Origin of the sequence: Asanoa ishikariensis (assembly GCF_900107455.1) — a bacterium.
Taxonomy (GTDB): Bacteria; Actinomycetota; Actinomycetes; order Mycobacteriales; family Micromonosporaceae; genus Asanoa; species Asanoa ishikariensis.
The window spans coordinates 430637-444456 of the sequence record NZ_FNQB01000005.1; the positions used below are offsets into that span (position 1 = coordinate 430637).

The 13820-nt window shown below is 69.3% G+C and carries 8 protein-coding genes; 3 read left to right on the top strand and 5 right to left on the bottom strand.

The features are described from left to right. Positions 1-15: 15 nt before the first annotated feature. Positions 16-1926 carry an Hsp70 family protein gene (locus BLV39_RS38890; protein ID WP_143050083.1) on the bottom strand — a complete coding sequence of 637 codons (1911 nt, stop codon included), beginning with the start codon at positions 1924-1926 and terminating at the stop codon, positions 16-18. A 630-nt stretch (positions 1927-2556) separates the two neighbouring features. Between BLV39_RS38890 and BLV39_RS38895 the strand changes: the two genes are divergently transcribed. From BLV39_RS38895 to BLV39_RS38900, 3 genes are read left to right on the top strand one after another with little or no spacing between them, the layout of a single operon-like run. Beyond that, positions 2557-5199, top strand: a complete 2643-nt coding sequence (locus BLV39_RS38895) for a BTAD domain-containing putative transcriptional regulator (RefSeq protein ID WP_143050084.1) — start codon at positions 2557-2559, stop codon at positions 5197-5199. Further along, entirely contained in the window at positions 5196-5489 is a 294-nt protein-coding gene (locus BLV39_RS42685) for a hypothetical protein (RefSeq protein ID WP_143050085.1), read from the top strand. The genes BLV39_RS38895 and BLV39_RS42685 overlap by 4 nt, the downstream gene beginning before the upstream one ends. Beyond that, positions 5486-7252 (top strand): hypothetical protein, encoded by a 1767-nt coding sequence (locus BLV39_RS38900; protein ID WP_143050086.1) that lies wholly within the window; start codon positions 5486-5488, stop codon positions 7250-7252. Before BLV39_RS42685 ends, BLV39_RS38900 begins: the two co-directional genes overlap by 4 nt. A gap of 259 nt (positions 7253-7511) precedes the next feature. On the opposite strand, the gene BLV39_RS38905 is transcribed toward BLV39_RS38900, so the two are convergent. From BLV39_RS38905 to BLV39_RS38920, 4 genes are all read right to left on the bottom strand, one after another. Beyond that, complete coding sequence (locus BLV39_RS38905) at positions 7512-10853, bottom strand: hypothetical protein (protein WP_090803772.1); 3342 nt, start codon at positions 10851-10853, stop codon at positions 7512-7514. Between the two features lie 281 nt (positions 10854-11134). After that, complete coding sequence (locus BLV39_RS42690) at positions 11135-11368, bottom strand: hypothetical protein (RefSeq protein WP_143050087.1); 234 nt, start codon at positions 11366-11368, stop codon at positions 11135-11137. A 15-nt stretch (positions 11369-11383) separates the two neighbouring features. Next, positions 11384-12421 (bottom strand): M23 family metallopeptidase, encoded by a 1038-nt coding sequence (locus tag BLV39_RS38915; RefSeq protein WP_090803775.1) that lies wholly within the window; start codon positions 12419-12421, stop codon positions 11384-11386. Positions 12422-12575: 154 nt separating this feature from the next. Continuing rightward, positions 12576-13679 carry a hypothetical protein gene (locus BLV39_RS38920; RefSeq protein WP_090803778.1) on the bottom strand — a complete coding sequence of 368 codons (1104 nt, stop codon included), beginning with the start codon at positions 13677-13679 and terminating at the stop codon, positions 12576-12578. Between the last annotated feature and the right edge of the window lie 141 nt (positions 13680-13820).

A 13820-nucleotide genomic window follows, 5' to 3' on the forward strand; every position in this document is an offset into this window, starting at 1 on the left:
GCGGGTGTGGGCTTCTTAGGGGGCACGGCGGTTGTCTCGCAGCGGGCTGCGGTACAGGTCCCAGGTGCGGGAGCCGAGCCAGACGGAGATGGCGAGGGCGTACATGACGCCGAGGACTCCGCCGGTTCCGGGTGGGAGGATGGCGCAGAACAGCCCTAGCGGGATCGCCGCGATGGCCCGGAAGAGGAAGCGGCGCAGTACGGCGCAGGCGACGGCGACCCCGACGAGCAGACCCCCGGCGATGTCCATCAGTGACAGCAGCACGGCCAGCGGGCCGGTCGCGCGGACCCCCGAGAACTCGCTCATGGCCAGCCCTACGGTGACCAAGACGGTGGAGGCGACGGGAAACCGTAGGAGCTGCTGCCAGCCCTGGGTGGGGACCCGGCCACCGCGGACGGCGGCGATGGCCAGGGCCGCGGCGACGGCGATGGTCGGCAGTTGGGGGAGTAGCGCCCAGCGCAGCCCTGAAGAGACGCCGCGCTGCCCGATGTAGAACGCGGCGGTCACGCCGTACAGAGCGGCGACGACGACCCCGAACACGGTCGCGGCGAGGACACCGTGGCCTAGGCTGGGGCCGTCGAGCCGTCGGCCTTTCTCCTCGGCGAGGAACCCGGCAAGGACGACACCGCCGCCGAGGGCGGCGACGACCGCGAGCGCGGCGGCCACAGCCACCATGCCCCAGTTGAAGTACGTATACGAGCCGGGGTACAGGTTGCCGCGGAACGGTTCCCACCACGGTTCGCGCAGGTCGACGCCGGCGAAGGCGACGCACAGGACAGTCAGGGACAGCCCGCCGGCGCCGAACATGGCGGCGGCCTTGCGGACGTAGGGTTTCGCGCTCGCCCAGTCGTTGACGGGTGCGGCCTGGCTGGGGGTGATGGTGGCGTCGGCGGCACCGTGCACGATCGCGGTGCCGGGGTCGTCGGGGACAACTGGTTCGCGGCCGAGTGCGGCGGCGACTGCGGCGACGGCGGTGGTTGAGGTCGCGCTGCCGCCGACGCAGACGACGTCGGCGAGCTGGTCGGGTGTCAGGTCGGCGGCGGTCACGGCGTCGGCGGCGAGTTGCGCGGCGCGTTCCCAGACCGGCCGGGCCGCCACGTCCAGGACCGGCCGGGTGAGCACGACCGGTGACCCAGGTGGTGGCGCGGCAACGGTCACTGCCGACGCGGTGGCGAGGGCCTCCTTCGCGGCCCGGACCGCCGCGAGGATGACCGTACCGTCCAGCCGGTCGGCCACCGCCACCGGCGCTGTCGACGGTGTCAGCTGAGGCTGTGCGGCGGATGCCACTTCGGCCAGGAGCAGACCATCGACGGCCAGGCCACCGGCGTCGGGGTCGGACATGGTGGATAGGACCTCGTATCCGTCGACGGTGCGGCGCAGCACCGTGGCCTCGCAGCCTCCGCCAAGGTCAACGACGAGGATCAGGTCGCCGACCAGCCCGCGGATGCCGCCGGCGGCGACCAGATGCCGTGCGGCGGCGACGGGGGCTTCGACGAGGACCGGCTGGCCCAGTCCGGCCTGGTTCGCGGCGTGCCGGATCCACATCCGATGCCGGGGCCCCCATCCCGCGGGTACGGCGAGGCGGACCTCCCCGATTGTCGCCCCGTGCGTGGTGGCCTGCCGGGTGATCAGCGCCAAGGTGGCGGTGACCAGGTCCTCGACCGCGATCTCGACGGCGCCGACCGTGGCCTGGTGACGGCCCAGACGTAGCGGAGCGGCGACGAACGCGCCCGTCGAGGGCGGCTGTGACCAGGCCCGCTGCCCGGCGATGACGCCCCCGTCATGGCCGACGACGACCGCGCTGGACAGCACCGGGTCGGCGTCCACCCGCAGTGGGGACCAGACACCGTCGCCGTCGCAGCACAGGACGGTCGTGTTGACCGCGCCGTACGCGACCGCGAGCCGCACCTGTCCGTGACCTGTCACCTACCTACAGATACACGATCGTCGACGTCTCGTCACTAGTCGATCTCCCACCGCTACGACCGCGGCACCGTGCTGGGTCGCGTGACTGGCCCAGCCACTGCCGCCGCTGGTTTGGGCGGACTGGCTTTACCTGGTCGGGCCGGTCCCTGATGGGGGCTCCGCCAGGGCGTGTGAGGTCGTGTGAGGTGCTGTCAGGTGGTGTGAGGTCCGCGGCCGGTGTGCGCAGGTGTTGGCGGATCTAGCGTGGAGCTGAGCCGATCGCTGTCGATGGATGTGTGGGGCCCGCGGGGCACGCCGCGGCCGGGGTGGAAAGGAGAGGCGCTGATGATCCTTGCGACCATGGCCCGCAAGATCGCCGTTACTGCCACCGTGATGGTGATCGGGCTCGGCGCTGCGGCGGCGATATGGAGTGTGGACCAACGGGGGCTGCCCTCGTCGGCTCAACTGGCGACGTGGCTACGCGAACCGCTCACCACGGACACCCTCTTGTTCGTCGTCGCCTCGGCTGTGGTGATGGTCGTCGCGGTGACCGTCGCGGCGGCGATCCGGATCGCCGCGATGGCGCTCGGGTCCGCCGGCTCGCAGCGCCGGGCGAAGGTCCGGTTCCGGCCCCCTACCCTCGCCCAGTCGGTGGCCGCCGCGCTCGTCGGTACTGCGGCCGTCGCCGGGATCGCTGACACCGCTGCGGCTGCGGTTTCCACCGCCGGGGACGGGGCGGCCGGCGACGCACCGCGCGAGAGCGCCCCGCGCGGAGAAGACGCGCCACCGCCGGGCCAGAGCCGAAGCCCGGCCGCCGCCGACGCAGCGGCGCCACGCCGCAATGATCTCGACACGCAGTCAGCGGTCGGCGCGGTGCGCGTCGGCTATACCCCGTTTGCTGGCGCCGCCCGCGCCGCGCATTCCAATCATCTGCCGCCCGCGCACGCCAACGCGTTGACGCCCATCGCAGTGAACCGGGACAGGGTGACCGTACGGCGCGGCGATACGCTGTGGGACATCGCAGGCTCCGAACTCGGCGATCCACGACGGTGGCCGGAAGTATTCGACCTGAACAAAGGCAAACGGCAGGCCAACGGCTACGCGCTGCACGACCCGGACGAGATCCACATCGGATGGATTCTGGGCCTGCCCGCCCGCCACCGCGCGGCGCCGCCAGCACCGCCACGCGAGTCCACGAACCTGACACCGCCCACCCGTCGCGCGGACGTCACACCCCCGACGCCGGCCACGCCGGATCTGACGAGTCCACCTGCTCAGAGCGATGACGGCGTCGTCGTCACCCCCTCAGCAACTGTGCCAGCGTCACCGGCACCGGGCGGCGGCCAGGCGGCGTCGGCCGTCACACCGATCCCATCCGCCGATCGGACCAACAAGGCCACACCGCAGCCAGCCGTCTCCGACGGCACCTCCCCGACCTCGACACTGGGATGGGTCCAGATCGCCGGCGGCGCGATGAGCGTCGGGCTGGCCGCCGCGCTGGTGTACGCGGCGGCAACGGTGTGGCGGCGACGCCGTCATCACTACCGGCCCGCGCCGATCACCAGCCCGAACGTGCGTGACGCGGACCTGAGCGGACCCCTTGCCACGCTGACCTGGTTGCGCCGAGGTGTACGTCGCGCCGCACCACACCTGCTGGACCGCAAAACAGAGCGCGGCCCAACCGTCCGCGAATACGTCACCGCGCAGGTCAAGCCTGCACTGCCGCCACAGGGACCCACCGGCGGAGAACTGGCCGGCGTCGGCGCACTCCCGGTCACCGCCGGGCTCGGCCTGGACGGACCCGCCGCACGCGACGCCGCTCGCGCCCTGCTCGTGGCCACTCTCACCACCGGCAACGCCGACGACCCCCACGCGCAAGGCCACGTCATCACCCCGGCCGCGACCCTAGCCAGCCTGCTCGGCGTGTCCGCGATCGCTCTCCCGCCGATGCAACGACTCACCATCGCAGCGACCTTCCCGGCGGCGCTCGCCCTCCTCGAGGAGGAGATCATCCGCCGCACTCGGATCGTCGCCGAACACGAAGCCAACAGCGTCTTCGCGGTGCGCGAGCAGTGGACGTTCGGCGAACCGCTGCCCCAACTGCTCCTCATCGCTGACGCTCCCGACCCAAGTTGGCATCCACGGCTCTCCACCGCAATCCACCTTGGCAAGAACGTCGACATCGGCGCCGTCCTGATCGGCACCTGGCCCGACGGTGCCACTCTGACCGTCGCCGCCGACGGCACCACCCACCGCGGCAACGGCGAGCGCGTCGCCGTGCTCGACACCGCCGCCACCACAGACATCCTGACCATGCTCGCCGAAGCGCACGGCGACACCGAACGCCCCGCCGAGGCCCTTTCTCCCGAAGACGCGCACCTCGAACCCGCGACAGCCACCCCCCGGCCGACCGACAACACCGCATCGGCCGACCCCGACGCCCCCGAATCCGAACCGACGATCGCCGACGCGCCAACGCAGCCCGCCACCACCCTGGCCGATCGAGGCGACAGTCCTGCCGCCAACCGGGTGCGGGCCCGCGCGCTCGGCGAGCCCGCGATCCTCGGCCGCGACGGCAGACCGGTGCGGGGCCTGCGCGCCAAGAGCGTGGAGCTGTTCGTGTACCTGGTGGTCCACCGCGCTGGCGCCAACCTGGACGACATCATGGAAGCGCTCTGGCCCGACGTGACCGTCTCCCGCGCCGGAGACCGCCTTTCCACGTGTGTCGCCAATCTGCGCACCACCATCCGCTCGATCGCCCAACCGGATACCGACCAAGCCGGCAACACCACCAAGATCGAACCGGTGATCAACACCGGTGGCCGGTACCACCTCAACCCCAGCCTGCTACAGGTCGACTGGTGGACCGTCCAGGATGAGTACGCCCGGGTCGCTGCCGCAGCCGACAACGACGCCCGTCTGAACCACCTGCGGGCCGCGATCGCCGCAGCCAGCGGCGGTTTGGCCGACGGCAGCGGCTACGAATGGATCGACACCGACCGCGAGCACGTCCGGCGCCGACTGTTGACCATCTACGCCCAGGCCGCGGACCTGCAGGTCGACAACGACCCGAGTAACGCGCTCGCCCTCTACGACACCGCGTACTCCCTCGACCCGCTATCCGAAGACCTGGCCCGCCGAGCGATGCGAACCGCGGCGCGCCTCGGCGACGCGGCCGGGGTGCGAGAACGGCTCACCGCGCTGCGCCGCGAGCTCGACGACAACGGCATGGACATCGACCCGGACACCGAGGAACTCGCCACCACTTTGCTATCCGAGGGGGCCAAGCCATGATCGAGCCGCAACTGCTAACGCTGGACCGTCCCTTTCTCTGCCGCAAAGTGGACGGCGGCCATGAAAGCCAGTTTGGCGGCGGCGGAATGCCGGTGACGGCGGCCGACAACAGCAGGGTGCAACACCCCAGCCATCTCAAGGCCTCGGCAACGTTTGAAGCGTTGCCGCTGGCGATGACCTTTATCCAACGACAGTCCACCGCGCCGATCTGTTCGGCACCTATCCGCACCCGCCAGCGGGTAGCGCTGCCAGACGCACGTGGCCGCGCCAACTCTGGTGCTCGAGCATGATCGTCTCTTTGAAGCCGGAACTGCTGACACGGCTTACACGGCTCGAGGATCCGCGAGCTACCGCCGTCGCGGAGGAACTCGATCAGCACCTTGCCACCGCGGTACGGCGCACCGCGTTCATGCGGCGGCTGTTCTACGCCGCAGTCCTAATCGTCGCCCTCTACGGGACGGTCACCGGTGCGGTCGCGGCCTTCAAGCTGCCGTGGTGGATCGCGATCGGTGGCATCTTCGCGTTGGAGCTCGGCGGGGTGACGTTCCTGTCCAACGCGGACGTGCGCCGCCGCCTCGGCGAACACGCCGCCGCATCGCGGCTGCTCGGCGGGATCATCGCCGCTACCGCGGCGGCGTTCAACATCGTGACGCACGGCGACCATCTACTCGGCGGCTTCTACGCACTGATGAGCCTGCTCGGATTCGTCAGCTGGTGGGTCGACGTGGAGAACAAGCGCCGCGACCGGCTTCGTGCCCGAGGACTCCTGCCCGCAATGACCCCGCGATACCAGTTGTGGGCACATTGGGTCCGCCACCCGATGATCACCGCCCAAGCCCGCAGCCTGGCCACGGCATATCCGCGCCTGGGGTTGCACGGCTCGCTCGAAGCCGCCCAGGTCGTCCGCCGCCAGCACCAGCGCGACGCCGCTCTCGCCGAGGTGCTGCGCAGCCGCATCCGTGCCGCAGCAGGCAAGAAGATGGCCGAGATCGCCGTGCTCACCTACGACATGGACGAGGTCGCCCGCAGACTGCGCGCCACCGCCGACTACGACGGTCTGGCCGCGCTACTGGCCACCGAACTGACCGCCGAGCAGCTCCTCGACGGCCGCGACGACCAGGCCGCGGCCCATGCCTTGCTCGCCCCGCAAGCCAATGATCGACTCTCGCATACAGAGACGGACGACCGCCTCGACGAGGCCCTACCGCGCGCAGACCGCGACGAGGTCCCTGACACCAACAGGCGGCGTTCGTCGCCGGACAACGAGCCCGATCGCAGCCGCCCGGCACCGGCCGAAACGATGTGGCACCCGCCCTTCCCGTTTCATGATCGGTTCGCGGTCGACGGCCCAGCCGTCATGCTGGCCCCCGGCGCCCCGCAGGTGCTCCCGGCAAGGCCATCGACAACCAGAGGCATCACCGTCACGCTCACGCAATCCGCCGACAGCCGTGGCCCCGGCCAGGGAACCACCCCGCCGTCTCGCACGCCCACCGGCACCACAACCCGACCGTCCGCCGATTGCAGTCCCGCATCGGGCGGCCGGGTACCGATCGCCGTCATCGGACAGCCAGCCATCCTCGACGCGGCCGGCCAGCCGATGCGTGGCCTGCGCGCCAAGAGCATCGAACTACTGGTCTTCCTGGTCGTCCACCGCGACGGTGCCCCGCTACGCGAGATCCTCAATGCGGTATGGCCACACATCCCCACACAGAAGGCCAACCAACGCCTCTCGACCTGTCTGAGCAACCTACGCACCACCATCCGCAGCGCATCACAAACCAGCGACCTCGAAGACCGCGACAAGGCCGCCGACGGTCCACGACCCGAACCCATCATCAATACCGGCGGTCACTACCATCTCGATCCTGAAGTCGTCACAGTCGACTGGTGGCAACTGATCGACGAATACCAGGCCGACGCACCCTCGGCAACCGGCGCTGTCGTCACCGCGGCACGCGCCCGCATTGCCGACGGCCACGAATGCCCCTGGCTCGACACCGACCCCGACGGGCCACGCTTCGATAGGCCCGACACACGGTGGGAGCGCAGATGAGTATGCGTCGGGCATTGACGGCCGTTCGACATGCTGCCGCGGCGACCGCGGCTCGGCCACCGCATTCGGTCTATTCCTGATCCTCGTCGTGCTCGTTTTCGCTGCGGCCAGCCTCTAAGGCGGCAACGCGATAGGGCCTACGTTTCGACGGTGTTGGGCTGGCCGTGACGGAGGCCAGCCCGATAGGTCGCAGGCCATCTCGGCCACGCGCGGGAGGACACCGCGGATCGAACGGATTCCCGGCCGGCGCCCGGCCCCGCTAGCCGGGCGGCTGGTCCACCACCTCCTCCGGCGGGAGGACGCGGTGCTGCGTCCGGTGGCGCGGTTTCCGGTCGGCATCGGGGCGGCGTTCTCCAGGGGCCGGTGACCCCACCGGTTCCTTCGCGATGATTGTCAGGGGCGCCCAGGCGCGTACTCGCTCGGCATGCGTCTCGTCGAGCTCGCCCTCCCGGATCATGCGGGCGATCCGCTGCCGCAACCGCCGTTGCAGCGACTTGTACTCGCCTTGAACGCATGCGAGCACCTCGTACTGGGAGAAGATGTGGTACGGGAATGCGGGCGGCTCGGTGTCCCCGGGATTCTGGATGAAGCTGAACAAATATCCGGACAGAACCATCTTCAGCTCGCGCCACTCACGGCGCGGCCACAACGAATCCGTCATCTGGGAGATCTCGCTGCGCCATTGTTCCGGGCTCAGCCGATCGTCGTGTCTGCCCCGGACGATTGCCCCCAACCGGCCGGCGGCGAAAAGCCACACGTGGCTCTTGGCCCATGATGCATCCGGGAGCGTCCGATCCCAGGCTCGGAGCTTTTCTAGCAGTTCGAATTCCAACTCCGGCCGGCGAGCCAGCATCAATTGCATCCCGAGCAGGGTGAAATCGAAGTTCTTCCTATGCCGGTTGCCGTTCCGGACGGCGATGTTCACCTGCCCGTTCTCGAGAATGTCGAGAGCCGCCAGCCGAGCCGCGACCGACACGCTTTGGCCACGGACCTCAGTCAAGACGCGTCGAATCTCACCGAAGGACGCCCGGCTCTCCGCCGCCAGCACGACATCGGCGAATAGGCAGGCTTGGCCCGGGTTCTCGACCGGATGCAACCGGGCGAGCGCCGCCGCCGCATCGACCGCATTGTCGGCCAGTAGCTGCTTCACCTCGGTGAAGGGAAACCTCGGCACCGGGGCCTTCGCCTCGTCGCGCCGGACGACGGCCAGCGGTGGCTCCGCCGCGGCGGAGTCGTCGAGGTCGGCTTTCGCCAGCTGGGCCGCCGCGTCGCGACGGAAACTCGCCCATTGTTCCAGGATTGGCCTGGCTTCCTCCTGACGTCCCAGATGAGAAAGCACCCTGATGTACTTCACGGCAGCCATCCAGTTGACCGGATGCCAGCTCCGGAGACAGTTGAGGGCCTCGTCGAATCGTCCGACGTCCATCAGCAACCGGGCCGCGCCGAGCGCGCTGCTTAGATCGAAACTGCCCGCCTCGACCAGCAGGTCGATCGCCGACGGATCTCCCGATGCGACGCGGGCCACGGTCAACTTGCGAATCGACCGCTGCCACCTCGCGTCGTGGCGGCCTTCGAGGGCGACGATTCGATGTGGTGCGTACAGATCCGGATCAGCGATGATCACCAGATCGCTGCGATCGGGCTCGGCCAGGCAGTCCAAGGCGGGACGCAGCTCATCCAGGCCGCCCTCGACCGTCCACTCGTCGTTCGCAGCCAGGTACGAGTAGATGACGTCCACGGCGAACGCCTGGGGAGCTCGCATCGCCACCGCGGCGATCATCGTCAACGACGGTCCGGTTTCGTCGCCCAGGCCGGGCTGGAGCAGGATCCGAAGAGCGGAAAGCGCATCCGCGGAGAATCCGGTGCATCGGCTCCTGGCCCGGTCCAGCACGCCGCCGCTACCGAGGACGCCCTCGGGAAAGCGCTCGGTCACATTTTGCAGGAACACCATGATCGGGCGGTACGCCGCGCTGAGTTCGTCCGGCCCGGCCAGATCCGCGACCCAGTCGACCAGGAATTCCGTCAAGCAGTTGGTGGCGAGCTCGATTTCCGTGCGGCGGCCGGCCAGCGAGTCGAAGATGTCGAAGTCGAAGCGGATGAACGTATCTCCGCCGTCCCGCGGAAGCGTGACCGCCGCGCCCGTGTCGAGCAGATTGGAAACGACCGTCTCCGCCTTGGCTGCGTCGCCGAGAGCCCGGCAGGCGATCGCCACCATCGCGGTGGGCATCTTCGGCCCGACCGGTGACAGATTCCTCAGCACGGCCAGGCTTAGCTGACCCTCTGGTCGTCCCCGCAGCATCGACAGGACATTGTCGACGGCAGACGTCTCACCCACCAGGGCCTCGCCGAGCACATCGTGAGACAGTGTTCTGAAGCCGGACACCGGGTCCCAATTCTGCCGGACCACGGCCAGCAGACGAGCGAGCTTGAGGGGCGAGATGAACCACGCCGTCTTTAGGTCGATGGCGGACGACAACAATTCCCGCTCACGTGCGTCCATGTCGTGCAGCGACGCGTCGAAAAGCTGCCGGCCGGTACGGTTCGGCAGGTCTTTGAGGCGTATCTGCATCGCCGGCAGTCCCAACGCGGAGAACTCGGTGAGCCAATCGCCGTAGGGACTCCGATGAACGTCCGGCGCCAGGCTCGACCGGGACAGCAGGACCACCACGAACGGGATCGGCGGCGTCTGGGTCAGCTGCTCCGGGACGATTCTCGAGTCGTCCGCAGGGCGATCGGGCAGGCAGAGCGTGGTGACCGCCCGTGCCAGGTCGCGCGACATGTGCTCTGCCTCGTCGATGACGATCAGTGCCGGTCGACTGGCGAGGCCAAGCGCCGAGGCGGCTTTCCGGTAACTGACGAGCGCTTTCGCGGCCGCCGCGCTGACCTGCCCGGCGTAGTCGTCGACACCCTTGGCGGAGGCGAGAACCGCCTTGAGGACGTCGAAGGCGTCGTAGGCCACCTGTAGTGTCTCGAGCACCTGCCCGGCCGCCACTTTGCCGACCCGGAAGAGGAAAAGGCCCGCCTTCTCCTGACGTTGATACTCCTGAATCGACCGGTGTAGTTGCCGGTGCAGTTCCGCGAAGATGGTTTCGGCGGGATTCCGGTCACTGAACGCCTGAGCCGCCAGCCATAGGAATCCGGGAACCTCGGAATCCACTCGCTCGGAGACGAGCGGCAGCAATTTCTTCCGCTCGCGATCGACGGATTGCAGATCCTGTGGCGGCCACAGCGGTGTTAAGCAGGGGCGCCAGTATCCTGGATGGTCGTTCGTCAGCGCATCGAACACCTGCTGGGCCAGGTATGTCTTCCCTACTCCTGGTGACCCGGTTATCCGGACCAATGTGGGCAAAGACTGTTCGGCGCCCTCGTAAATGGTGGTCAGCAGGTCAGGCAGTGCGCGAAGGGGCTGCACACCCACACGTCGCCCTCGGTGTGCTTTCTCGATATTCGGCACACGTCGAGTATCCATCAGCTTCGACCGCCCGCCGGCGCGAGCCGGGTAGGCGATCAAGGTGAGCATCTTCTGGATCTGGGCCTGCCCAGCGGTGGTCATGCCAGTCGCGGGGCTGATCGCCGGCGGGTGGCTGCCGGCGGTCTCCATCCTGGTCGTCTCGATCGAGCGCGGTCGCGCTCGAGGCCCGCAAGTTCGCCGAGATAGACGGCACCCGCCTGCCTCAGCGACCGGGGACCCGGACCCTGCCCGCTAACGTGATCTCCCTGACCGAGCGCCGGCTCGCTCAGCTTCCCCCGGACACCCAGCCACTGCCCACGGTCACCAAGCCTACGACCAGCACTTGCGACGACGCGCAGAAGGGAGCGGGACCTGACAGCCGCGACCGAGGACTGACCGAGCAAGCAGCCGACGCTGCGGTCCACAGTGTTCTAGTTGGCGTCCGAGGTGAGCACAGAAACGATCTCGTCGCTGCGATCGACGCCGACATCGTGCCCTCGATGAGTCGCTGACGTGCAGGGTGGCGTCGGGTAGTTCGCGCGCGAGCCGACGGGCGAAGGCGATCGGCGGGTTACGGTCGCGAGCCGGTGCCATAGACGCACCGGCGTGGTGACCTCGCTGAGCGGAAACGTACACTCGCGCTTGATCAGGGCGAGCTCCTGCACGTTCGTACGATCGCCTTACGAGGCAGCCAGATCGACACCGCGGATGGCGAGGAAGCCAACGGGGTCAACGGCATTGGCCTTGGTCGCGGGTCGACTGGTATGGGTCTCCAGGTGCACATGTGGCCCCGAGGAGTGGCCGCTACTGCCTACTTGGCCGATGACCTGACCGATGGCGACCTGCTGGCCGACGTCCGCTGACGGGCGGCGGACCATGTGGCAGTAGCGCGTTACGGTCGAGTCGGGATGCAGCAGTTCCACGTACCAGCCGCAGCCCACCACGTTGACCGGATGCCCGTCCACATCGCAGGAGTACGGGCCACCATCGACCAGGTGCGCGTTGCAGACGACCCGGATGACAAGCCCGGACGCTGCGGCGTGGATCGGGGTGCCCTTGGCAGCGGCGATGTCGACACCGTCGTGGCCCGGCCGCCCCGCGTCCCGGAACCTGGAGACGAGGCGACCCTGGACCGGTTTCATCCAGCCACCGACGCTGATGCACTGCTCGCCAGAGCCGCCGGAACTCGCAGGTTGACGGCCGACAAGGCCAACCAGGACGGTCGCGTCGCTCTCCCTTTTAGCGTAGGCGTCGGGGTACGCGGAGCGCTGCACCTGTTGCGCGGCGTCGGTGAGCGGCAACGTCGTCCAGCCGGGAACGGTGATGAGCTTGCGGTAGAACGCACCCGCCGCGTATGCGGGGTCCCTGAGTTGCGCGGGTGTGCCCCAGCCTTGGCCCGGCCGTTGCTGGAACAGGCCGAGGGAGTCGTGGTCGTTGTGGAGGCCGCGGTTGCCGAGGTTGCGCAGCCCCGATTCTTGCAAGGCGGTGGCCACAGCGATGATCTGGCCGCGGAGGGGGATGCCGTGCTGGACTCCGATGGTGACGATGACTCGGACGTAGTGGGTTTGTTCGGTGTCGTAGCGGCCGGTAGTGCCGTCTGGGGTGGTGATGACCGAGCAGGCCGACGCGGCCCCGGTGAGGGTGAACATGCCGGCGACGCAGAGAAACGCGATACCGACGACGACGGAGACGAGCAAGGCGATGGCGCGGCTGGTCATGGCTGCCGGCGCCGGAAGGATGCGGGCATGGTGATTCCCTTCGAGGTGGCTGCCTCTGCGGCTGGTCTGTCGTCACGGGCGGGAGCGTCCGGCAGGCAACCTCGGAGCGGGAGCGCCGGTGGCGGACGCGGTGTTTTGGTCACCGGCGGCAGGGCTACGAGGGTGGTGCCGGGCGGTGCTGGACCTGGCCGTTGCTCGCGGCCAGTTGGGCGATCCGGTCGATCAAGGTGTGCGGTGAGTCGAGCAGCCCGCTGAGTCCGGTCCGGCGAATCCACTGGACCTGCCGCAGCGAGGTGCCGTGCCGCTGCGCGAACTCGGCCAGCTCGATATCCGGGTCGGCTTTGAGTTCGGCCCACATCTGCCGCCACCGGTCGTAGGACGCCTGGTCTTGTGGCACGCGGCGCAGCACGTCCGCTGGCGGCATCGGCCCGGCAAACGTCGGTAGCGGCACCTGTTCCGGCGCGACGTCCGGGTCGGAGGCGGTGTGCGGCGGTGCCGGGGGCAGCAGGTCAGCGCCGATGACGCGCGCCCAGCCGGTCACGTCGGCCTGGGCGGTGAGCTCGGCGGCGAGCACGTCGAGATCGAGCGTGGTCGCGGCGATGTCGGCGCGAACTGGGTCGTCGTGGCGGGCGCGGATCAGCGTCTCCACGTGCTTGGCGAGCGCGGCGCCGCGCCTCTCGTCGCGCAGCTGCCGGCGGGCAGCGTCCAGGGACTCGTGTACCGCAAGCCGCTCGGCCAGCGCGAGGGACCGGGCGCGGCGGGTGACGGCCGGCTCGCGCCACCACTGGGTGATGCCGTAGACGGGTCCGGTGTCGGCGAGCTTGCCGGCGGTGCGCAGCGCGTCGCGGCGGCGGGCGGCGCTGTGCATCAGCCACACCGCGTAGGCGAACGTGCCGAGGGTGCCGAAGACGACGGCTAGGTACGGCACGTCGGCGTGGCCGAGGACGTTGATGGCGACGCCGACGGTGACCGAGCTTGCCGACAGCGTCCGCCAGCCGTAGGCGGCTTCGCCGAGCCGCTGCCGCCAGTCGGCGAACGCGGCGGTGACGGCGCCGCCGAGGTCGAGGACCACAGCGAACGGGGCGACGAGCAGCGCCCGCCACCACCAGTGGAGGCTGTCCGGCCAGGGTGGGGTCTGCACGCCGGCCCAGATCTGGCCGATCGTGGATCCGAGGGCCGCGATGAGGTAGAAGACCCACGCGGCGTGTTCGGCGGCCCGGCCGTGCCGGCCGTTGTCGGGTGCGGCGGTGAGGTTCATCGCTCACCTGCCGACGCGGCGATGAGTCGCGGGCGTGAGGTCATGGGTCCTCCTGCGAACGTGTGCAGGCCCAGCGCCCCCGTCCGGGACGCTGGGCCCCGAATGGGCGTAGGCGTCCCGCCGGGACGAGCACCCCACGGG